At 72.2% G+C, this 19,839-nt stretch carries 20 protein-coding genes; 10 read left to right on the forward strand and 10 right to left on the reverse strand.

The window, feature by feature from the left end:
* Positions 1 to 41: 41 nt before the first annotated feature.
* A complete protein-coding gene (locus tag AB0I66_RS14035) occupies positions 42 to 476 on the reverse strand; it encodes a VOC family protein (protein WP_363208081.1) in 435 nt (144 codons plus the stop codon).
* A 99-nt stretch (positions 477 to 575) separates the two neighbouring features.
* Between AB0I66_RS14035 and AB0I66_RS14040 the strand changes: the two genes are divergently transcribed.
* Both AB0I66_RS14040 and AB0I66_RS14045 read left to right on the forward strand, forming a co-directional pair.
* Positions 576 to 1,481, forward strand: a complete 906-nt coding sequence (locus AB0I66_RS14040; protein ID WP_363208082.1) for a pseudouridine-5'-phosphate glycosidase — start codon at positions 576 to 578, stop codon at positions 1,479 to 1,481.
* The gene (locus tag AB0I66_RS14045; RefSeq protein WP_363208083.1) at positions 1,478 to 2,380 is read left to right on the forward strand and encodes a sugar kinase; all 903 of its coding nucleotides are present in this window, start codon (positions 1,478 to 1,480) and stop codon (positions 2,378 to 2,380) included. The genes AB0I66_RS14040 and AB0I66_RS14045 overlap by 4 nt, the downstream gene beginning before the upstream one ends.
* Before the next feature lie 709 nt (positions 2,381 to 3,089).
* On the opposite strand, the gene AB0I66_RS14050 is transcribed toward AB0I66_RS14045, so the two are convergent.
* The gene (locus tag AB0I66_RS14050; protein WP_363208084.1) at positions 3,090 to 3,893 is read right to left on the reverse strand and encodes a methyltransferase domain-containing protein; all 804 of its coding nucleotides are present in this window, start codon (positions 3,891 to 3,893) and stop codon (positions 3,090 to 3,092) included.
* Positions 3,894 to 4,040: 147 nt separating this feature from the next.
* Here AB0I66_RS14050 and corA point away from each other — a divergent pair, with 147 nt between their 5' ends.
* Together corA and AB0I66_RS14060 are read left to right on the forward strand one after the other, a co-directional pair.
* On the forward strand, positions 4,041 to 5,177 hold the full coding sequence (gene corA, locus AB0I66_RS14055) for a magnesium/cobalt transporter CorA (RefSeq protein ID WP_363208085.1): 1,137 nt from the start codon (positions 4,041 to 4,043) through the stop codon (positions 5,175 to 5,177).
* Positions 5,178 to 5,225: 48 nt separating this feature from the next.
* A complete protein-coding gene (locus AB0I66_RS14060) occupies positions 5,226 to 7,457 on the forward strand; it encodes a serine/threonine-protein kinase (RefSeq protein WP_363208086.1) in 2,232 nt (743 codons plus the stop codon).
* A 58-nt stretch (positions 7,458 to 7,515) separates the two neighbouring features.
* On the opposite strand, the gene AB0I66_RS14065 is transcribed toward AB0I66_RS14060, so the two are convergent.
* From AB0I66_RS14065 to AB0I66_RS14075, 3 genes are all read right to left on the reverse strand, one after another.
* On the reverse strand, positions 7,516 to 7,935 hold the full coding sequence (locus AB0I66_RS14065) for a CBS domain-containing protein (RefSeq protein ID WP_363208087.1): 420 nt from the start codon (positions 7,933 to 7,935) through the stop codon (positions 7,516 to 7,518).
* A gap of 165 nt (positions 7,936 to 8,100) precedes the next feature.
* Positions 8,101 to 8,505 carry a PPOX class F420-dependent oxidoreductase gene (locus AB0I66_RS14070; RefSeq protein WP_363208088.1) on the reverse strand — a complete coding sequence of 135 codons (405 nt, stop codon included), beginning with the start codon at positions 8,503 to 8,505 and terminating at the stop codon, positions 8,101 to 8,103.
* A 76-nt stretch (positions 8,506 to 8,581) separates the two neighbouring features.
* Positions 8,582 to 9,223 carry a uridine kinase gene (locus tag AB0I66_RS14075; protein ID WP_363208089.1) on the reverse strand — a complete coding sequence of 214 codons (642 nt, stop codon included), beginning with the start codon at positions 9,221 to 9,223 and terminating at the stop codon, positions 8,582 to 8,584.
* A 98-nt stretch (positions 9,224 to 9,321) separates the two neighbouring features.
* Here AB0I66_RS14075 and AB0I66_RS14080 point away from each other — a divergent pair, with 98 nt between their 5' ends.
* The 3 genes from AB0I66_RS14080 (at position 9,322) to AB0I66_RS14090 (ending at position 12,248) form a co-directional block, all read left to right on the forward strand.
* Positions 9,322 to 10,014, forward strand: coding sequence for a DUF2293 domain-containing protein (locus tag AB0I66_RS14080; protein WP_363208090.1), 693 nt, complete (start codon positions 9,322 to 9,324; stop codon positions 10,012 to 10,014).
* A gap of 162 nt (positions 10,015 to 10,176) precedes the next feature.
* On the forward strand, positions 10,177 to 10,656 hold the full coding sequence (locus tag AB0I66_RS14085; protein ID WP_363208091.1) for an anthrone oxygenase family protein: 480 nt from the start codon (positions 10,177 to 10,179) through the stop codon (positions 10,654 to 10,656).
* Positions 10,657 to 10,751: 95 nt separating this feature from the next.
* Positions 10,752 to 12,248: a glutamate synthase subunit beta gene (locus AB0I66_RS14090; protein ID WP_363208092.1), complete on the forward strand. Its 1,497-nt coding sequence runs from the start codon at positions 10,752 to 10,754 to the stop codon at positions 12,246 to 12,248.
* A 35-nt stretch (positions 12,249 to 12,283) separates the two neighbouring features.
* Here the strand turns inward: AB0I66_RS14090 and AB0I66_RS14095 are convergent, their stop codons facing one another.
* Together AB0I66_RS14095 and AB0I66_RS14100 are read right to left on the reverse strand one after the other, a co-directional pair.
* Positions 12,284 to 12,499 (reverse strand): DUF397 domain-containing protein, encoded by a 216-nt coding sequence (locus AB0I66_RS14095; protein ID WP_363208667.1) that lies wholly within the window; start codon positions 12,497 to 12,499, stop codon positions 12,284 to 12,286.
* A 93-nt stretch (positions 12,500 to 12,592) separates the two neighbouring features.
* Entirely contained in the window at positions 12,593 to 13,453 is an 861-nt protein-coding gene (locus AB0I66_RS14100) for a helix-turn-helix transcriptional regulator (RefSeq protein ID WP_363208093.1), read from the reverse strand.
* 206 nt (positions 13,454 to 13,659) lie between these two features.
* Between AB0I66_RS14100 and AB0I66_RS14105 the strand changes: the two genes are divergently transcribed.
* Positions 13,660 to 14,085: an ATP-binding protein gene (locus AB0I66_RS14105; RefSeq protein WP_363208094.1), complete on the forward strand. Its 426-nt coding sequence runs from the start codon at positions 13,660 to 13,662 to the stop codon at positions 14,083 to 14,085.
* Between the two features lie 45 nt (positions 14,086 to 14,130).
* Positions 14,131 to 14,601 (forward strand): hypothetical protein, encoded by a 471-nt coding sequence (locus AB0I66_RS14110; protein WP_363208095.1) that lies wholly within the window; start codon positions 14,131 to 14,133, stop codon positions 14,599 to 14,601.
* Positions 14,602 to 14,623: 22 nt separating this feature from the next.
* On the opposite strand, the gene AB0I66_RS14115 is transcribed toward AB0I66_RS14110, so the two are convergent.
* The 3 genes from AB0I66_RS14115 to AB0I66_RS14125 are packed head-to-tail and all read right to left on the reverse strand — an operon-like array spanning position 14,624 to position 17,727.
* A complete protein-coding gene (locus AB0I66_RS14115) occupies positions 14,624 to 15,739 on the reverse strand; it encodes an acetoin dehydrogenase dihydrolipoyllysine-residue acetyltransferase subunit (RefSeq protein WP_363208096.1) in 1,116 nt (371 codons plus the stop codon).
* A 2-nt stretch (positions 15,740 to 15,741) separates the two neighbouring features.
* Entirely contained in the window at positions 15,742 to 16,755 is a 1,014-nt protein-coding gene (locus tag AB0I66_RS14120; protein WP_363208097.1) for an alpha-ketoacid dehydrogenase subunit beta, read from the reverse strand.
* 12 nt (positions 16,756 to 16,767) lie between these two features.
* Complete coding sequence (locus AB0I66_RS14125) at positions 16,768 to 17,727, reverse strand: thiamine pyrophosphate-dependent dehydrogenase E1 component subunit alpha (RefSeq protein WP_363208098.1); 960 nt, start codon at positions 17,725 to 17,727, stop codon at positions 16,768 to 16,770.
* A gap of 40 nt (positions 17,728 to 17,767) precedes the next feature.
* Between AB0I66_RS14125 and AB0I66_RS14130 the strand changes: the two genes are divergently transcribed.
* Positions 17,768 to 19,828: an ABC transporter ATP-binding protein gene (locus AB0I66_RS14130; protein WP_363208099.1), complete on the forward strand. Its 2,061-nt coding sequence runs from the start codon at positions 17,768 to 17,770 to the stop codon at positions 19,826 to 19,828.
* The last annotated feature ends 11 nt before the right edge of the window (positions 19,829 to 19,839 follow it).

Raw genomic sequence — 19,839 nt, forward strand, 5'->3', positions numbered from 1 at the left:
CGGTGCTCCGGCGGGGGTCACCCCTCCTCCCCCGCGCCCGTTCACTCCTCTCCGTAGTGCCGCGCCTCGAAGATGTTCCCGTCCGGGTCGCGGAAGTAGAAGCTGCTGCGGGCCTTGCCGCGGGCCCCGAAGGCGTCGTGCGCGATGTCCGACACCGGGGTCCCGTGTTCCTCCAGGCGGGCGCGCAGTGCCTCGAAGCCGGGCTCCGCGAGGGCGAGGCAGACGTGGTTGACGGGGTGGCCCGCGCTCTTGTCCGCGTCCGGCACGACGTTCATGCGTTCGGCGAGCGTGAGCGGGGCGAGGTCGAAGATGGTCTCCTCGTTGAGCCGCACGGAGGGGAACGCGGCCTTGCCCGCCGTGAAATCGGCGACGCGCAGGGGTTCGAGGCCAAGCACCTTCTCGTAGAAGTCGGCTGCCGCCGCGGGATCGCTCACCCACAGGACGACGTGGTCGAGACGTGTCGTGTTGTCCGTCATGCCGCCAGGCTGCTGTCCCGTCCCCGGCGCCGCAAGGGTTTGGCGCGGCGCGCCGATCGCCAGGGATGAGAGGAGACCCGACAGGCAGGAGGCAGGCCCGTGTTGGTGGTGTCCGACGAGGTACAGGCGGCTGTGGCGGACCGGCGGCCCGTGGTCGCCCTGGAGTCCACGATCATCGCGCACGGGCTGCCGCGCCCGCGCAATCTCCAGGTCGCGCGTGAGCTCGAAGCGGTCGTACGCGAGGAGGGCGCCGTCCCCGCGACGATCGCCGTGCTGGACGGGTGCCCTCATGTCGGCCTGGACAAGCAGCAGTTGGAGCGGGTCGCGAACGAGGACGGCATCCGCAAGCTGGGCCACCGCGACCTGGCCCTCGCGGTCGCGGCGGGCGCGAGCGGAGCCACGACGGTGTCCGCGACGGCGCTGCTCGCGGCGCGGGCGGGCGTACGGGTGTTCGCCACGGGTGGGCTCGGCGGGGTGCACCGGGAGTGGACGGTGACCCAGGACGAGTCCGCCGACCTGGGGTTGCTCGCCCGGACACGCGTCACGGTGGTCTGCGCGGGGGTGAAGTCGATCCTGGACGTCGCGGCGACGCTGCAGCGTCTGGAGACGCTGGGTGTGGCGGTGGCCGGGTACGGGACGGATCGTTTCCCCGGGTTCTATCTCACCGACTCCGGTCATCCGGTGGACTGGACCCTGCGGACTCCGGAGGAGGTCGCGGCGGTGATGCGGGCCCAGGACACGGTCGGCGGCCCGGAGTCCGCGCTGCTGGTGGCGAACCCCGTGCCGGAGGCGGAGCAGCTCGATCCGTCGCTCCACGCGCGCGTGCTCGCCGAGGCGTTGGAGGCGTGCGCCGAGCGGGGCATCACCGGGCAGACGGTCACGCCGTTCCTCCTGGACCAGCTGGTGCGGCGTACGGAGGGGGCCTCGCTGAGCGCCAATCTCGCGGCGGTGCGGGGCAATGTGCGCCTCGCGGGGCGGATCGCGGCGGCTTGGACGGGGCGGTGAGCTCGGGGCGGGGCGCCTTGCTGGTCGTCGGGGATGTCATCACCGATGTCGTCGCCAGGCACCGCACGCCGCCACTTCCCGGCACGGACACGGCGGCGGCGATCCGTACGGTGCCGGGTGGCGCGGGCGCCAACGTGGCGTGCTGGGCGGCTTCTTGGGGGTGCCGCGACGTACGGTTCCTGGGGCGGGCCGGCGCGGACTCGGTGACATGGCACGAGGAGGCGCTCACGCGCGCGGGGGTGCGCCCGCGCCTCGTGGTCGACCCCGAGGCGGCCACGGGGACGGTGATCTGCCTGGTCGACGGGGGCGTCGGGGCGGAGCGGACGTTCCTCACGGACAGCGGCGCGTCGCTGCGCCTGTCGGCCGCCGACTGGTCGCCGGGGCTGCTGGACGGCGTGGGGTGGCTGCACCTGTCGGGCTACCTGTTCTTCGCCGGGCCGAGCAGGGGAGCCGCCGAGACGGCTTTGGCGGCGGCACGCGCGCGTGGAGTGCCGGTGAGCGTGGATCCCGCGTCGGCGGGCTTCCTCGCCGGGCTGGGCGTGGAGCGGTTCCTGGCGGCGGTGGACGGGGTGGACGTGTTACTGCCGAGCGAGGGAGAACTGACGCTGCTGGAACCTGCGGGCGACCTGAAGGAAGCGGCGGCAAAACTGAGCCGCCGCTTCCGCGCGGTGGTGGTCAAACGGGGCGCCGCGGGGGCGTTGGTCGCCCGAGAGGGCGAGGTGGCTGCCGAGATCCCAGCACTGCCAACCACAGCGGTGGACTCAACGGGAGCGGGCGACGCATTCACAGGGGCATTCATCGCGGCACGCCTGAGGGGCACGGACCTCGGGGAGGCAGCAGCGGAGGGGTGCAGGGCGGGAGCGAGGGCGGTGCAACGGGTGGGCGGCAGACCGGCCTGAGGGCGGGGTGCTCTGCTCCTGGCAGGGCGCTTGCTCCCCCGCCCCGCCCTCTTCCGACGGCCCGGGGAGCGCGGGGCTGACGGGCGGGTGGCCGGCAGACCGGCTTGAGCGCGCGGTGCTCTGCTCCTGACAGGGCGCTGCCCACCCGCCCCCTTCCGACGAGCTGGCTCGCGGGACTGACGGGCGGCTGAGGGGCGCGGGGCTCGGCGAGGCCGCGGCGGAGGACTGCAGGGCCGGAGCCGGGGCGGTGGAACGGGTGGGCGGCAGACCGGCTTGGGGCCGCGGCGCGCGCGGCTCGGGGGCTTACTCACCCCGACCAGCCGGCCCCGCGGGGCTGGCGGGCGGGTGAACGGCGGAGCCGCAACGGAAAGGTGCGAGGCAGGAGCCACGGCGGTCGAACTGGCGAGCGGCAGACCGTCTTAAGGACGCGGCGCGCGTGGCGCGGGGGGGCTCACTCACCCCGTCCCGCCCGACCAGCCGCCCCGCGGGGCCGGCGGGCAGGTGAACGGCGAGGCCGCAACGGAAGGGGGCGAGGCACGAGCCACGACGGCCGAACCGGCATGTGGCAGACCGGCTTCAGGCCGCGGCACTCCCGGCGGGGGGCGCGTCCCCGCCCCGTCCCGCCCGACCAGCCGGCCCCGCGAGCCAGCTCGTCGGAAGGGGGCGGGGTACCGGCGGGTGGTGTCCCGCAGGGAACGGGCGGGGGAGGTTACGGTTTGCGGCCCCAGGCTGAGATCAGGGGGGGTGTGGCCAGGTCCAGGGGTTCTGCGGTGATGTTCGCCAGGTGGTCGGTGATGTCCGCCTCCGTGGCGAGCCCCGCGGCCGTCAGGGCCGCGCGGGACTGCTGGATCGTGGCCGTCTCCAGCGCCGCGCAGGCGGGCGAGGTCAGCGGGAAGTACGCGTCGGCCTCCACCTGGCACAGGCCCGCCGCACGGAGCAGCCGGGGCAGCCCGCGCCCGTACGCGAGGTCGGTGCCGCGCTGGGTGAGCAGCGCGTGCCGGATGCGGTTCGCCAACTGCTGGGCCGGCCCGTGCTCGTCCGGGCAGGACAGGGGCTGCAGGGCCGGGTCGACCTCCTCGACCAGCAGGCGGCCGCCCGGCCGCAGGGCCCGGATCATCGAGCGCAGGGCCCGCTCCCGGTCCGGCACCCGGGCGAGCACGAGCCGCGCGTGGACAAGGTCGAAGCCCCCGCCGGGCGGCGCCACCTCCGTCCCCACGTCATGGATGCGCACCTCGACCGGCGGCCGGGCCGCCGACGTGTGCCAGGAGATGTCCGCGTCGGTGGCGAGGACCCGCCCGGTGGGGCCGACGCGCTTGGCGAGCCAGGAGACGACGGAGGTACCGCCCGCGCCGACCTCCCAGCAGCGCCACCCCGGCCCGATGCCGAGCCGCTCGATGTGCCGGAAGGTCGTGGGGTCGAAGAGCGCGGAGAAGGCGTCGGAGCGCTGCCCCGCACCCGCCCCCTCGGCGTGCCGTTTCCGATTACCGGTCAGATAGCCGTCGATGAGCGTCATGAGGGAATTATCTCGATTGTCCGGCTTGCCCCTGGGAGGCGGCTCCGAACGTACGGAGCGGAGTCCTCCGTTCCCACAGGCTCGCGGCGCTCCGTCACAGCTCCCTGGCACACTGACACGTCAAGTCACCAGAACGAGGAGCCACGCATGTCGATGGCAGGCAACCTGCGAAAGGTAGGAAACCTCCGCAAGGTAGGCGGCCTGCGGAAAGTCGCGCGGGTCGCCCAGTTCGTGCGGGGGCACAAGAGAGTCGACCTGAGCCACCCCGCCCGCTCCCCCCTGGGCTCGGCGGTGGTGAACTGCGTGGCGTATCGCAACGGCGTGCGCCAGCACGGCGGCCGCGACCTCGTCGAGGAGGTCGAGCGGGTCCGCAAGAGCGGTGACGGCTTCGTGTGGCTCGGGCTGCACGAGCCGACCCAGGACGAGTTCGCGGGCATCGCCGAGCTCTTCGACCTGCACCCGCTCGCCGTGGAGGACGCGGTCCACGCCCACCAGCGGCCGAAGGTGGAGCGTTACGACGAGACGCTGTTCGCCGTGTTCAAGACCGTCTGCTACGTGGAGCACGCCGAACTCACCGCCACCAGCGAGGTGGTGGACACCGGCGAGATCATGGTCTTCGTGGGCCGGGAGTTCGTGATCACCGTGCGGCACGGCCGCCACGGTTCGCTCGGCCCGCTGCGCGAGGAGCTCGAATCGGCGCCCGAGCAGCTCGCCCAGGGCCCCGCGGCAGTCCTGCACGCACTGGCCGACCACGTCGTGGACGACTATCTCGTCGTGACGGACGCGGTACAGGCGGACATAGACCAGGTCGAGATGGACGTCTTCTCCAAGGAGGGCGAGCGCGCGGACCCCGGCCGGATCTACCAGCTCAAGCGCGAACTCCTCGAACTGAAGCGGGCCGTGGTGCCGCTCGGCCGCCCCCTGCAGATCCTCTCCACCCAGCCGTTGCGGACGATCGCCCCGGAGATACAGGCCTACTTCCGGGACGTCGACGACCACCTCAAGCGGGTCACGGAGCAGATCGCCGCCTTCGACGAGCTCCTGAACTCCATCCTCCAGGCCCATCTCGCACAGGTGACGGTCGCGCAGAACGAGGACATGCGGAAGATCACCGCCTGGGCCGCCGTGATCGCCGTGCCGACGATGGTCTGCGGTGTGTACGGAATGAACTTCGACCACATGCCCGAACTGCACTGGAAGTACGGATACGGCCTGGTGATCGGCGTCATCGTCACCACCTGCGTCGCGCTCTACCGCGGCTTCCGCCGCAACGGCTGGCTCTAGGCTGTACGGGTCATGCCAACTACGGGGGAAACTGGGGGACGGTGACCGATGCCTCTGCGCGAAGGTGATCCGGAGGAGATCGGCGGCTATCGGATCGAGTCGCGGATCGGCGCCGGAGGCATGGGCGTCGTCTATCTCGGCCGCTCGGCGTCCGGCCGCGCGGTCGCGGTCAAGGTGGTCCACACGCAGTACGCGGACGACCCCGAGTTCCGCGCCCGCTTCCGCCAGGAGGTCAAGGCCGCACGCCGGGTCAGTGGCGCCTTCACCGCGCCGGTCGTGGACGCCGACCCCGAGGCCGCGCTGCCCTGGATGGCCACGGCGTACGTCTCCGGGGACACCCTCGCCCAGCGCGTCGCCGACCACGGCCCGCTGGACTGGCCGCAGCTCAAGCGGCTCGGCGGCGAACTGGCCGAGGCACTGCGGGAGATCCACCGCGCCGAGGTCGTGCACCGCGACCTGAAGCCGAGCAACGTCCTGCTGCTCGACTCCGCGGGCGGCCCGGCCAGCGGCGACGGCGGCGGCGGTGGTGACGGCGGGATGACACGCGTCATCGACTTCGGCATCTCCCGTGCCGCGCAGAGCGACGTACGGACCCAGACCGGACTCGTGATGGGGTCGCCGCCGTTCATGGCGCCGGAGCAGTTCAGCAGCCCGCGTGACGTCGGGCCGCCGGTCGACGTCTTCGCGCTGGGCGCCCTGCTGGTGTACGCGGCCACGGGCCGCAGCCCCTTCGAGGCGGAGAACGCGTACCTGGCCGCGTACCAGACCGTGCACAACGACCCCGAACTGGGCGCGCTGCCCGATGAGTTGCGCCCCCTGGTGCTTTCCTGCCTCGCCAAGTCGCCGCAGGACAGGCCCACTCCGGTACAGGTGCTCGACACGCTGGCCGCACTGCCGGACGAAGGCCCGGCTGCCGGCCCACAGGACCGTACGCGCCAGGAGGTTGCGGCGACACCTGCCGCGACCACGTCCACGTCCACGACCACGACCACGACCGCTTCCACCGTCGCGACTCGACGGCCGCGCCGCGGGCGCCGGTTCAAGGCCGGCCTCGTGAGCGTCGTAGCGCTGGTGGCGATGATCGGCACCGGAGTCTCCGCGGTGTTCCTCGGCGGCTCGGAATCCAGCGGGAGCAGCGCGGACGCGAAGGCCGGGGTCCCCGCGGGCTGGAAGGCGTGGCAGGTCGCCGCCGACAAGGACGAGGGGGACATGATGCCCTCGTCCGAGTCCTGCACCCCGCACGCGCAGGGCGTCTACTGCGCGTCGGCCACCACGGCGCTGACCCGGCTCGATCCCCTGACGGGCAAGGTCAGATGGACGAAGCCGATGCACCGCCCGAAGTCGACCTCCGGCTACTCGATCACCGATCCGGTCGTGGGCGCCGGCGCGGTGTTCACGTACAGCGCGGAGGGCTCCGGCGGAGTCGACGCTTACGACGCGAAGAGCGGGAAACGGCTGTGGCGGCTGCCGGGGCCGCACGCGGAGTTCCAGTATCTGAGCGGCGTACTCGTCGTGCACAAGGGCGAGTTGAGCGCATCTCCCACGTCGACGTACACGGCGTACGACCCGCGGTCCGGCCGGGAGTTGTGGCACCACGAGGTGACCAGCGATTCGGCGGGCGCGTTCTACGCGGGCCCGGACGGGACGCTCTTCGCCGATCTGCGCGCGGCCGGACGCAAGGGTGACCCCGGCTCCGGCTCGTCGGAGATCGCCCGCTACGACGCGCGGTCCGGCCGGAAGCTGGGCGGGACCACGGCGCCGAAGGGTGACCTGTGGCTGGCCACGGTGCACGACGGCAAGGGGTACTTCGCGCGCTGGGAGGACGATTCGGGTGTGTCGTCGCGCTTCTTCATCCAGGACCTGACCTCGGGAAAGGTGCGCGGAATCGACTTCCCCTGGGCGGTCGAGCCGGAGGCGCCGCCGCTGGTGCGCGGCGACGCCATGTACCTCTTCGACTACGCGAACGAGACCGTGCTCGCACTCGACCTCGAGCGCGGCAAGCCGCTCTGGACGACCTCCCGCGACCTGCGGATCTTCAGCGAGCCGTCGGTGCGGGGCGACACCTTGTACGCCACGATGCCCGACAGCAGCGTCATCGCCGTCAACACCCATACGGGCAGGGAGCGTTGGCGTTCGGAGCCCTCTTTCGAGGACGACAAGGACGCCAAGGGCGGCTCGGTCGACCAGCGCTCCCCCAGCGGGGTGCCCCCGCTGGCACTGGGCGGCGTGCTCTACGGAGTCACGGACGAGGGGACATTCTCGGTGGCCGCCAAGCGGTGAGGATGGCCGCCAAGCGGTGAGGGGGGGAGAGGTACGCGGCGGGCGCGCGGTGAGGCGGTCAGCCCTTCGCGTACACGCTCTCGACCCAGCTCGCGAGCTGGGTGTCGTCCAGGTGCGTGGCGAGGTCGGCCTCGCTGATCATCCCGACCAGGCGCTTGTTCTCGATGACCGGGAGCCTGCGGATCTGGCTGCCCTTCATCTCCTGGAGGACCTCGTCGACGCCCGCGCCCGAGTCGATCCAGCGCGGCGTGCCCTTGGCCATGTCGCCCGCGGTCACCCGGGACGGGTCGTGGCCCATCGCCACGCAGCCGACCACGATGTCCCGGTCGGTGAGGATGCCGCAGAGCCGCTCGTTCTCGTCACTGATGGGCAGCGCGCCCACGTCGAGCTGCCGCATCAATTGTGCGGCGCGGTCCAGGGTCTCGTGTGCGGGGATCCACTGGGCGCCCCGGTGCATGATGTCTCCGGCGGTGGTCATGTGGTACCTCCCGGTGCCGGACGGCCGGCGCGGCGCGGAGGCACCGCTAGTCCCGGCGCCCCTCATTCTCGCCGGGCCCCCGGATGTCCGCACTCCGGAGGCGGGCGCCCCAAGCGGGAGACGGGCGAGGGTCCGGGCAGGCGCCCACTGCACGGGGCCGACGTCTCACGCCGAGAATCCGACGATCTTCTCCGGGGTCACCTTGATGATGACCCGGGCCTCCTCGTCCTTCTCGCCGGGCGGGGCGATGCCCAGGTACTTGTGCGAGACCTCGCGCGGAAGACGCTTCTCCGGATCGGGCAGGATCTCGGCGACGCCTCGGATCTCGGTCGACGTGTACGGGTCGGCCAGGTCGAAGACCGAGATGCTGATGCGCGGGTCGCGTTCGAGGTTGCGGACCTTCTGGCGCCGCGCGGTGGACGAGAACAGCACGGTGTCGCCCTCCCGTTTGATCCACACCACCGAGTTCTGGGGTGCGCCGCCGGGGCCGAGGGTCGCGACGCTGGCGAAGTTCTTGCCGTCGAGGAGGGTGCGGACCGATTCGCTGAAGTGGAGCGCTGTCGTTGCCATGCCCAGACTCTAACTACATGCACGTGCATATAAAAGCGTTTACGTCGAACGTCTCCCCGCGGGCCGTCGCGGCCTCTCAGCCGCTCCAGGCCGGATGCCGCGGATCGTCCGCGCGCACGACGACGTCGGCCACCGCCTCGGGGTCCGTCTCCGCCCCGTACCGCTCGAAGGCGGGCAGCGTCCACCGCTCGCCCTCCGCCGTACGCCGCCGCAGAGCACCCGGCGAGAGGCTCGTGTGGACCGTCAGGTCGAAGGGGAACCAGTGGCCGAGCAGGAGCGGTCCGTACATCAACAGCATTGCTCCGGGCTTCAGTTGTACGTACGGGCTGCGCGTCGCGCGGTCCGACTCCGGGTCCCACAGGTCGGGCAGCACGCGCCCGGTGCCGCCCGGGTCCAGCGGCCCGAAGACCTCGCGCCAGAGGGCGCCGGTGTCGAACCAGCCGCTGTAGTACGCCTCCACGTCCTCGCGCCCGTATTCGAGGCGCAGCGAGGCGGGGCGCAGGAAGCCTTCCGTGCCTACGACGAGCGCGGACCGACCGCGCACCCGCAGCGCGTCGGCCACGCCTCGGGCCAGCTCGCCCGGTCTGCCCGCCGGGGCGCCGTCGAAGGCGATGCGGGGCCAGGGGCCCGCGTCGGCCGTCTTCAGGTCGAGCAGCCGGTCGGCGAGGGTGTCCGTGAGCCGGTCCCAGGTGATCGCTTCGAGTCGCACCCGTCCCATGATGCCGCGCGCTTCCTGCCACGGCGCGGGCCTCGCTCCGCGGCGTCAGGCCTCGCTCCGCGGCGATAGCACCGGTCGTTCGGGGGAATCATTTCTGCATGGCACCAACTCCCCTCACCCGGAAAGCACTTCTCGCCATCCAGCCCCTCAAGCGCCGGCACTGCGCGGAGTGCCGCGGCGGGCCGCTCTCCCTCCTGGTCGTCCAGGAGTCCGAACCGCGCTGCCTGGACTGCGCCGACCTGGGCCATCTCGTCTTCCTGCCACGCGGCGACACCGCCCTGACGCGTCGGGCCCGCGAGGGGAGCGGGCTCTCCGCGGTGGTCGTGCGCCTCAACCGGCGCCAGGGGCGGTACGAGCGGCAGGGCGTGCTCGTCGAGGAGGCGGCGCTCGCGCACGCCGAGGAGCGGTGCCTCGCGGACGCGGAGGCGCGGGCGCGGCGCCGGGCACGGGACGCGGCGCGTCGGGCTCTGGAGGACGTCCGCTTCACCGCCGCCTTCGCGAAGGAGATACGGCGGCTCTTTCCGGGGTGCCCCGAGGAGCGGTGCGTCGCGATCGCCGGGCACGCGTCCGTGCGGGGCAGCGGGCGGGTGGGCCGGAGCGCAGCGGGGCGTGCCTTGTCCGCGTCCGCGGTGACGGCCGCGGTGGTGGCCGCCGTGCGGCACACGGAGACGCCGTACGACCGTCTCCTCATGAGCGGGGTTCCCCGGGGCGAGGCGCGTCGGCGGATCGCCCCGGCGGTCGAGGCGACGCTGCGGGCCTGGCGGCCGGAGCGGGACGAACTGGCGGTCTGAGCACCACCGTGCCCCTCGCCGGACGCCCCCGTATGCAGGCGCGAGCCCCGCGTATGGCCGCGGACCCCGTCCAGGCAATTCACTTGTGATGCGGCGCCGCGCCATGGAGGATCACTGCGGCTCGCTCACCTGTCGGCTGCCTTACACAACGCGGGAGTTGCCATGATCGAGGGACCATATTTCGTGCTCGTCGTGCTGGGCGCGCTCGCCTGCGGCCTGGTCGCGGGCGCGTTCGTCGCGTTCTCGACCTTCGTGATGCAGGGCCTCGCCGCCCTGCCCCCGGCGCAAGGCATCGCGGCCATGCAGTCGATCAACGTCAAGGCGGTCACCGCCGGGTTCATGACCGTGTTCATGGGCGCCGCCGGCCTCAGCGCGGTCGTCGCCGTGGTCACCTTCGTGCTCTGGCCCGACGACGGCACCGTCGAGTTGCTGCTGGGGGCCGCGCTGTATCTGTTCGGCTCGTTCGGGGTCACCGTCGCCGCGAACGTCCCCCGCAACGACGCCCTGGCCAAGCTCGACCCGCAGGCGCCGGAGAGCGCGGACCGCTGGCGTACGTACGTGCGGGAGTGGACCATGTACAACCACATCCGCGTCGGCGCCTCCCTGGCCGCCTCGGCGTCGTTCGTCCTCGCCCTGACCTGAGCCGCTCGCGCCACCCCCACCCCGCGAACATGCCCGCCCCGCCCTCCCGTCGTACAGTGGCCGAAAGCCCGCAGAACCACGCGAGGGAGACGGCCATGGCCGACCCCAAGGGCTTCCTCACCACCGCCCGCCAGGAATGGCCGCGCCGGTCCGTCGGCGAGCGGGTCAAGGACTGGGACGAGGTGTACGTCCCCGGCGCGCTGCTGCCCATCGTCGAGCGGCAGGCCGACCGCTGCATGGACTGCGGCATCCCCTTCTGCCACGAGGCCTGCCCACTGGGCAATCTGATCCCCGACTGGAACGAGCTCGTCTCACGCGCCGACTGGCGGGCCGCGGCGGACCGGCTGCACGCCACGAACAACTTCCCCGAGTTCACCGGCCGCCTCTGCCCCGCCCCCTGCGAGGCGGGCTGCGTCCTCGCGATCAACCAGCCCGCGGTGACCATCAAGAACGTCGAGGTGGCCATCGCCGACCGGTCCTGGGCGGACGGTCTCAATCCGCCCCGCCCCCCGCACCGGCACTCCGGCAGGACGGTCGCCGTCGTCGGATCGGGACCGGCGGGACTCGCCGCCGCACAGCAGCTGACGCGCGCCGGGCACACCGTCGTCGTGTACGAGCGCGACGACCGCGCGGGCGGGCTCCTGCGGTACGGCATCCCCGCGTTCAAGATGGAGAAGCACCACGTGGAGCGGCGGCTCGCGCAGCTGCGGGACGAGGGCACGGTCTTCCGTACGTCCGTCACGATCGGGCAGGACATCGGCGCCGCCGAGCTGCGGAACAGGCACGACGCGGTGGTGCTCGCCACCGGCGCCACCGCCTGGCGCGAACTGGACGTGCCGGGCCGGGAGTTGAGCGGCATCCACCAGGCCATGGAGTACCTTCCGCTCGCCAACCGCGTCTGCGAGGGAGACCTCGACACCTCCCCGCTGACGGCCGCCGGACGCCACGTCGTGATCGTCGGCGGCGGGGACACCGGGGCGGACTGTCTGGGCACGGCGATACGCGAAGGGGCCGCGTCCGTAACCCAGTTGGACATCTACGGACGGCCCGGCGACGCCCGCGACGAGCTGGCCGAGCCCTGGCCGACGTACCCGAAGGTCCACCGCCTCTCCCCCGCGCACGAGGAGGCGGGCGAGCTGCGCACGGCCCCCGCCGCGGACTCGGACGCCGACGCGCGACTGTTCGCCGCGTCCACCCTGCGCTTCACGGGCGACGCGGCGGGGCGGGTGAACGCGCTGCATCTGACCGAGGTCGACGCGGACCGCCGCCCTCGCCCCGGCACCACCCGTGAACTCCCCGCCGACCTGGTCCTGCTCGCGCTCGGCTTCAGTGGGCCCGAACGGACCGCGGGCGGCCTGGTCGACCAGCTCGGCCTGGACGTCGAGGACCGCGGCACCCTCGCCCGCGGCGCGGACTTCGCGACCAACGTGCCGGGGGTCTTCGCGACCGGCGACGCGGCCCGCGGCCAGTCACTGGTCGTCTGGGCCATCGCCGAGGGCCGCGCGACCGCCGCCGCGGTCGACCGATGGCTGACCGGCGCGACCCAGCTGGCGGCACCGATCGGCCCGTACGACCGGCCGATGACCGCCTGAGACCGCTGCCCTCGGCCGCGAGGGACCGGAGCGGCTCACGACAGCAGGAAGTCGGCCTCCCCCGCCTTCGCCCCCTGGATGAACGCGTGGATCTCGCCGTACGTGTAGATCAGCGCCGGGCCGTCCGGATCTGCCGACTGGCGGACCGCCACCCGGCCGTCGGCCAGCTTCATGGCCTCCAGACAGTTGCCGCCGTTGCCACCGCTCCACGGCTTGTGCCAGCCCTCGCTGCCGAGTTCACGGGCGGGCATGCCGTTGTAGATCCGGGAGTCGTCCCGGGAATCGGGACGGGTCCCGGCTCCGGGTTTGGACCCGGGTCGTGTACCGGCTCGGTGTCGATCCATTCACAGCTCCTTGCGGAGATCCCGGAGGATCTCCTTTGTGCGATGTGCCGTCGCGGCTTGCGCCGCCATGCGGTCCATGACCTCGAGGTGGGTCGCCACCTCGGTGCGCGCGTCCAGATAGACGGCGCCGGTCAGGTACTCGCTGTAGACCATGTCCGGCAGTTCCGCCATGGCGAAGCGGAAGAGCACGAACGGTCCGTACGTGCCCGGGTGCGGACCCGCCGCGAACGGCGCGATCTGCAGGGTCACATGAGGAAGTTCGACGGCTTCGAGGAGCTTGTCGATCTGCTCGCGCATCACCTCGGGACCGCCCACGGGTCTGAGCAGGGCGGTCTCGTCCATCACGACCCAGACCCGTGGCGCGTCCTCGCGGGTGAGCAGCGACTGACGCTCCATGCGCAGCGCCACGTACCGCTCGATGTCCTCGGGATTGGTCTGGCCGATCGCTCCGGAGCGCATCACACCACGTGCGTACTCCTCGGTCTGCAGCAGACCGGGCACGAAGTGCGGTTCGTAGGACCGGATGAGGCTGGCTGCCCCCTCCAGGCTGACGTACATGCTGAACCAGCCCGGCAGGATGTCGTGGAACCGCTGCCACCAGCCCGGCTTGTTCGCCTCCTCGGCGAGCGTCACGAAGGCGTCCGCCTCGTCGTCGCCGACGCCGTAGGACTTCAGGAGGAGCTGGAGATACGGGATCTTGAGCGCGACCTCGGCCATCTCCATGCGGCGGACCGTGGCGGGGGCCACGCGGAGAATCCGCGCGGCCTCCTCTCGTTTGAGGCCCGCGCGCTCACGCAGGTCCTGCAAACGACGGCCTAGGACGACCTGGCCGACGGTCGGCGCGGACCGCGGTTCGCTCACGTCCTACCTCCACGTACTCCATGACATGCCAATTCACTCCGCACCTGGAGCCGTTGCCAGCAGTGTGCCATGTGCCGTCTCGAAGGAACACGCCACTGTGCACTTTTCAGAGTGGGTCTTGCCAAGGTGTTCCCGGCGGGGCGATAGTGGATGGCGTGACTCCGCCCGCGCCGTTACACACAGCTGCCGCCGAAGCCCCTGTTGGCATGTCCGCCGACGCGTGGGTCGAGAGCGGCTCCGAGCTCTGCGTCAGCTTCGCGCTGGCGCCACGGCCGGGCTCCGCCGCACAGGCCAGACGGATGGCGAACGCCCAGCTCCTGGGGTGGGACATAGGCGAGGACTGCCGCGACGCCGCCGCCCTCGTGGTCTCCGAGCTGGTCACCAACGCGATCGTGCACACGGCGAGTCACCGGATCGTCTGCGAGCTCTGCACCAAACCCGGGTCACTGCGCATAGCTGTGCGTGACGACGGATACGGATCGGGTGTCCCGCGGCCCGCCCACGAAGGGCCCGACACCGACGAGGAGCATGGGAGGGGATTGCTTCTCGTCGAGGCGGTGAGCAACGCGTGGGGCGTGCGTGACGAGGGCCCCGGCGCCGGTCTCACCGTGTGGGCGGAACTGCGGGCGTGACGTGACAGAGGGTGCGGGCGTGAGGACGACGTGGACAGGAGGCGTGTGAGCGCGGTGACGGTGCGGCGGCTGTTGGACCTGGACACGCTGGTTCGCCTCGAACGGAGGCGGTCCGCCGCCGCCTCTCCACCGGCGCCGACACGGCTCGCCGTCCCGGCCGGGATGTCGCAGCCCCTGGGGTGCGACGCGGTCTCGGTGCCCGCGCGGTTCGGGCCCCGGCTGATGGCGCGCCTGCCGCGCGTGGGGTGCGTGTACGAGGAGGCCGGGGACGCCGAGAACGCTGCCGCCGCACGGTGGTGGTGGATCGTCCCCGCGGACTCCGATGTCGCGCTCGAATGGCCCTCCCCCGCGTACTACGCCGCGGGAGCCGTGGTGCCGGGCGCCCGGAGCGCCCCCTCACTCATCCACAGCCCGTCCGGTGGCGAGGTCCCCTACACGCCGCCGATTCCGCTGTATCTGGCGTGGTGCAGGGCCACGGGGACCACGCCCGGGTGGTCGCGGGCGGTGCGGGCTTAGGCCTTTTCCACAGGTCAGCCCCTCACCCCGCCACCGCTGCCGCCACCGCCGCGACAATTTCGCCCGGTGCCTCCATCTGGGCCATGTGGCCCACTCCCTCGATCACGCGGACGGCAGCCCTGTCCGCCAGGGACGCCGCGTTGGCCGCCGGGATCACCTGGTCCGCCGCGCCCCAGACGACCACGGTCCGCAGGCCCGCCGGAAGCAGGGCACTCACGTCGAGCGCCGCTCGGCCGTCCGGGTCCACCAGCGTCGGCAGGAGCGTGCGGAGCGCCGTGTCGACGCCGTCCAGGCGCTTGTACCGCAGCAGGTCGTCCACCAGCTGCCGTGTCACAAGGCCCTCGTCGGCGAACAGCTTGCCCAGGTGCGGACGGAGCTCGCGCCGCGTCCGCGCCTCGGCGAAGCCCCGCAGGTAGGCGGCGTCCACGTCCGGGCCGTATCCGGCGGGCGCGATCAGCGTCAGGGAGCGGGCCCGGTCGGGCAGCGCCGCCGCCACCGCCGTGACCACCGCGCCGCCCAGCGAGTGCCCCACCAGATGCGCCCGCTCGATGCCGAGCGCGTCCAGGAAGTCCGTGACGACCGCGGCCAGCGAGGCCAGGCTGCCGTCCCCCACGTCCTTGCCTGACTCCCCGTGGCCCGGCAGGTCGAGCGCGTACACGGTGTGGTGCGCGGCCAGCGGCTCCTGCACGAAGAGCCACGAGTTCTTGTCGCCGCCGTACCCGTGGACCAGCACGATCTCCTCCGCGCCCCCGCCCGACGTCGCGTACGCCACCGCCCTGCCGTGCACCTCCGCGACGCCGCTCACCGGGCTGCCCTCGTCCTCGGCCGGCACCCCGCGCGCCAGTTGCTCCCGTGCCTCGTCGGCCACCCGCTCGATCTCCGCGTCCGGGATCTCCGGCCCCGCGATGACCGCGATGACACAGCCGACGGGCGCCTCACCGCCCGCGTCCGCCACGATCCGCCGCAGCACGCCGCCCTTCGGGGCCTCAAGGGTGCCCGCGATCTTGTCGGTGTCGATCTCGGCCAGGTCGTCCCCCTCCTTGACCTCGTCGCCCTCCCGCGCGATCCACTCGATGATCTTCCCGGTCCGCATGGACAGGCCCCATTTGGGCATGGTGACCCGCTCGACGCACGGCATCCTCAGGGCTTCCAATCGACGACTGACTTCACCGCGGCGGCGACGCGCGCGGCATCCGGCATATAGAGGTCTTCGAGCGTGGGGCTGAACGGCACCGGTGTGTGCGGCGCGGTCACCGTCTCGATCGGCGCCCGCAGCGCCCCGAACGCCTCGCGCGCGACGAGCGCGGAGATGTCGGCCGCCATCCCGCAGCGCGGCCCCGCCTCGTCGACCACGACCAGGCGCCCGGTCGCCGTGACGCTCTCGATGATCGTGTCGGCGTCCAGCGGGCTCGTGGTGCGGGGATCGACGATGTCGCAGCTGATGCCGGCCGCGACCAGGTCGTCCGCCGCATCGGAGGCCACGCTCACCATGCGGCCGAGGGCCACGATCGTCACGTCCTGGCCCTCGCGCACGATGCCCGCCTCGCCGAAGGGGATCGTGTAGCTCTCGGCGGGGACGTCGCCGAGAACGTCGTACATCGCCTTGTGCTCGCAGAAGATCACCGGGTCGTCGTCCCTGATCGCCTGGATCATCAGCCCTTTCGCGTCGTACGGCGACGACGGCAGGACGACCTTGAGTCCGGGCACGGCGGTGAACGCGGGGTACATGGCCTGCGAGTGCTGGGCCGCCGCCCGCAGCCCGGCCCCGTACATGGCGCGAATGACGACGGGGGTGACGGCCTTGTCGCCGAACATGTACCGGAACTTCGCCGCCTGGTTGAAGATCTGGTCGAAGCACACGCCCATGAAGTCGATGAACATGAGCTCGGCGACGGGCCGCAGCCCGCGGGTCGCGGCACCGATCGCCGCGCCGATGAACGCCGACTCCGAGATGGGGGTGTCCAGGACCCGGCCGGGGAAGCGCGGATGGAGCCCCTTCGTCACGCCGAGGACCCCGCCCCAGGCGTCGGACTCGCCGGGCGCGCCCGCGCCGCCGGCGTTGTCCTCGCCCATCACGATCACCGAGGGGTCGCGTTCCATCTCCTGTGCCAGTGCCTCGCCGATCGCCTGGCGATAGCTGATGCTGCGTGCCACGGTCGACTCCCCTCAGAGGTACGAGATGTAGACGTCGGTCTCCAGGTCCTCGCCGGTCGGCAGGGGCGCGGCCTGCGCCTCCCGCACGGCCTCTTCGATCAGCCGGGCCACCTCGGCGTCGACCGCGTCGAGTTCGGCCGTCGTGAGGACTCCGGACACCCGCTCCCGGAAGCGGGTGAGGCAGTCCAGTTCGGCGCGGGCGTGGCGTACCTCGTCCGCCCGGTACTTCTGTTGGTCGCCCTCGAAGTGGCCGTAGTAGCGCGTGAGTTGGACCTCGATGAGGGTGGGGCCGCCACCGGAGCGGGCCCGCTCGACCGCTTCGCCCGCCGCCTCGTGCACCGCGAAGAAATCGAAGCCGTCGACCGTGACGCCCGGCATCCCGAAGGCGGCCGCGCGCGCCGCGATGGAGCCGCCGCCCACGGACCACTCGGCCGACGTGGCTTCCGCGTAGCCGTTGTTCTCGGCGACGAAGACGGCGGGCAGCCGCCAGACGGAGGCCAGGTTCAGGGATTCGAGGGTGGTGCCCTGGTTGCTGCCGCCGTCGCCGAAGAAGGCGACCCCGACCCCGCCGTCCCCGCGCACCTTCGCGGCGAGCGCGGCGCCGCAGATGAGGGGCGGCCCGCCGCCGACGATGCCGTTGGCGCCCAGCATCCCCTTGGACAGGTCGGCGATGTGCATGGAGCCGCCCTTGCCGTGACACGCCCCGGTCGTGCGCCCGTAGATCTCGGCCATCATCGCCTTCACGTCGACGTGTTTGGCGATGCAGTGCCCGTGGCCCCGGTGGGTGGAGGCGATGACGTCGCGCTCGTCGTCGAGATGGGCGCACACCCCGGCGGCGGACGCCTCCTCACCTGCGTACAGGTGGACGAAGCCGGGGATGTCGCCGGTCGCGAACTCCTCGTGGAGGCGCTCCTCGAAGTCACGGATCGTACGCATCGTGCGGTACGCGTCCAGGAGTGCGGTGTCGGTCACGGAAGAACTCCTTTGCCTGCGCGGTTGCGGAGTCGCTTGCATGGGGTATGGCACTGCGGCCCGGGTGAAACGGCAACAGTTGCCCGGGGTTGCAACGCCGCGACACCGCACACCACACACGCAAACGGAGAAGGAGAAGAAGACGAACCACGAACAGAACAACTCCCGCAAAGAGACCGGGACTTCGGAATCGGAGAAGCTGCTCTTCGGCGGGCCCCTGCGCTACGACACCGGCTGGGCCCAGTACGAGGAGGCGTTCCTCCAGCTGGGGTTCCGGTCCATGCTGAAGCGGCTTCCCGCGCTGCTCGCCGCCAGCTTCCGGCTCGCGTGGCAGGCCGACCGGTCGGCGGCGCGCATCGTCGTCACCGCCGAGGTGGGCCGCGGCCTCGCCCAGGCGGTGAGCCTCCTCGCGGTCAACAGCGTGCTCGCGCGCCTGCTGACCGACGCCCCGATCGCCGACCGGCTGCGCGGCGCTGCGCCCGCCCTGGTGACGGTGGCGTCCGTGCTGTTCGTGGCCGCGCTGCTGCGCGCTGCGTCGACGTACGCGACGGGGCGTCTCGAACCGAAGGTCGAACGCGTCGCCACCGAGCAGTACTTGGAGCGAGCGGCGTCGGTGGAGCTGTCGGCCATCGAGGACGACGCGTTCCACAAACTCCTCGACACGGCGCAGTACGGGGCCGCGTCCGCGCGCCGCATGATCAGCATCGCGACCCGTGTGGTGAACGCGCTGATCTCGCTGGTCGCCGCGGCGAGCGTGCTGACCGTCCTGCATCCCGCGCTGCTTCCGCTCCTGGTGACGATGACCCTGCCGAGCGCGTGGAGCGCCCTGACGATCGCCCGGCGCCGCTATGTCTCCTTCCACGCGTGGGTGCAGCACGCCCGCGCGGGCCGCCTCATCGGCAGCCTGCTCACGGAGGAGCGGGCGGCACCGGAGATCCGCGTGCACGGCGTGGGTCCTTTCCTGCTGCGGCACTTCCGGTTCATGTCGGAGGCCGCGGAGGAGGAGCAGGCGCGCCTGGCGCGCCTGGCCGCCCGGACGGGTCTGATCGCGGCGGCCTGGACGGGCGTCGCCACCGTGGCGACGTACGCGACGCTCGGCGGCCTGATGCTCGCCGGGGCGATGGCGCTGTCCGTCGCGGGCACCGCCGTCATCGCGATCCGTACCGGCGCGTCCAATCTCGACACGCTCGTCGTGGAGATCAACTCCCTGCACGAGGATGCCCTGTTCGTCGGCGACCTGGAGCGGCTCTTCGTGGAGGCGGCGCAGCGCGAGATCCCGGTCGGCGGCGCCGAACTGCCGCCCGAGCCTGGGGAGATACGGTTCGAGAACGTCACCTTCCGCTACCCGGGGGCCTCGGAGAAGGACGCGCTCAGCGATGTCTCCCTCACCCTGCCCACCGGGAAGATCGTCGCGCTCGTGGGCGAGAACGGCTCCGGCAAGACCACGCTGGTGAAGCTGCTCGCCGGTCTGTACGCGCCGAAGAGCGGCCGGATCATGTGGGACGACGTCGACGCGGCGACCGCGGACCGGCAGCAGCTGGCGGAACGCATCGCCATGGTGGCGCAGGACTTCAAGCGCTGGCCGTTCACGGCGCGGGTGAACATCGCGATCGGCCGGTCGTCGGTGCCGCTGACGGACGACCGGATCGGCGCGGCGGTCGAGGAGGCCGGCGCCGATGACGTCGTGGCCGATCTGCCGCGCGGGCTCGACACACTCCTTGCCCGCGCGTTCACCGGCGGACACCAGCTGTCGGGCGGTCAGTGGCAGCGGCTCGGCATCGCGCGCGCCGCCTACCGGCGCGGCAGCATCCTCATCGTGGACGAGCCGACGGCGGCGCTCGACGCCCGCGCCGAGCTCGAGGTCTTCGAGAAGATCCGGGCCCTCGCCGGGACGGGCCAGACCGTCATCCTCATCACCCACCGCCTGGCGTCGGTGCGCCACGCCGACCTGGTCCATGTCCTGGACGGCGGGCGCCTGGTCGAGTCGGGCACCCCGGACGAACTCCTGAGGACAGGCGGTGTCTACGCGGAGCTGTACGCGCTGCAGGCCGACCAGTTCACGGCGAAGGTGCCCTCGCCGAACGGGCACGCCGAGCGCTGAGTCGAGCGCTG

It is taken from the genome of Streptomyces sp. NPDC050439 (assembly GCF_040655335.1).
Classification (GTDB): domain Bacteria; phylum Actinomycetota; class Actinomycetes; order Streptomycetales; family Streptomycetaceae; genus Streptomyces.

Bases quoted from the DNA above. Each gene is read 5' to 3' on its own strand.
- AB0I66_RS14090 (WP_363208092.1), top strand. From the start codon at position 10,752: ATGGCCGACCCCAAGGGCTTCCTCACCACCGCCCGCCAGGAATGGCCG.
- AB0I66_RS14130 (WP_363208099.1), top strand. From the start codon at position 17,768: ATGGGGTATGGCACTGCGGCCCGGGTGAAACGGCAACAGTTGCCCGGG.
- AB0I66_RS14065 (WP_363208087.1), bottom strand. From the start codon at position 7,935: ATGACCACCGCCGGAGACATCATGCACCGGGGCGCCCAGTGGATCCCC.
- AB0I66_RS14115 (WP_363208096.1), bottom strand. From the start codon at position 15,739: ATGCCGTGCGTCGAGCGGGTCACCATGCCCAAATGGGGCCTGTCCATG.
- AB0I66_RS14105 (WP_363208094.1), top strand. From the start codon at position 13,660: ATGTCCGCCGACGCGTGGGTCGAGAGCGGCTCCGAGCTCTGCGTCAGC.
- AB0I66_RS14070 (WP_363208088.1), bottom strand. From the start codon at position 8,505: ATGGCAACGACAGCGCTCCACTTCAGCGAATCGGTCCGCACCCTCCTC.
- AB0I66_RS14085 (WP_363208091.1), top strand. From the start codon at position 10,177: ATGATCGAGGGACCATATTTCGTGCTCGTCGTGCTGGGCGCGCTCGCC.
- AB0I66_RS14095 (WP_363208667.1), bottom strand. From the start codon at position 12,499: ATGCCCGCCCGTGAACTCGGCAGCGAGGGCTGGCACAAGCCGTGGAGC.
- AB0I66_RS14050 (WP_363208084.1), bottom strand. From the start codon at position 3,893: ATGACGCTCATCGACGGCTATCTGACCGGTAATCGGAAACGGCACGCC.
- AB0I66_RS14075 (WP_363208089.1), bottom strand. From the start codon at position 9,223: ATGGGACGGGTGCGACTCGAAGCGATCACCTGGGACCGGCTCACGGAC.
- AB0I66_RS14035 (WP_363208081.1), bottom strand. From the start codon at position 476: ATGACGGACAACACGACACGTCTCGACCACGTCGTCCTGTGGGTGAGC.
- AB0I66_RS14060 (WP_363208086.1), top strand. From the start codon at position 5,226: ATGCCTCTGCGCGAAGGTGATCCGGAGGAGATCGGCGGCTATCGGATC.
- AB0I66_RS14080 (WP_363208090.1), top strand. From the start codon at position 9,322: ATGGCACCAACTCCCCTCACCCGGAAAGCACTTCTCGCCATCCAGCCC.
- corA (WP_363208085.1), top strand. From the start codon at position 4,041: ATGTCGATGGCAGGCAACCTGCGAAAGGTAGGAAACCTCCGCAAGGTA.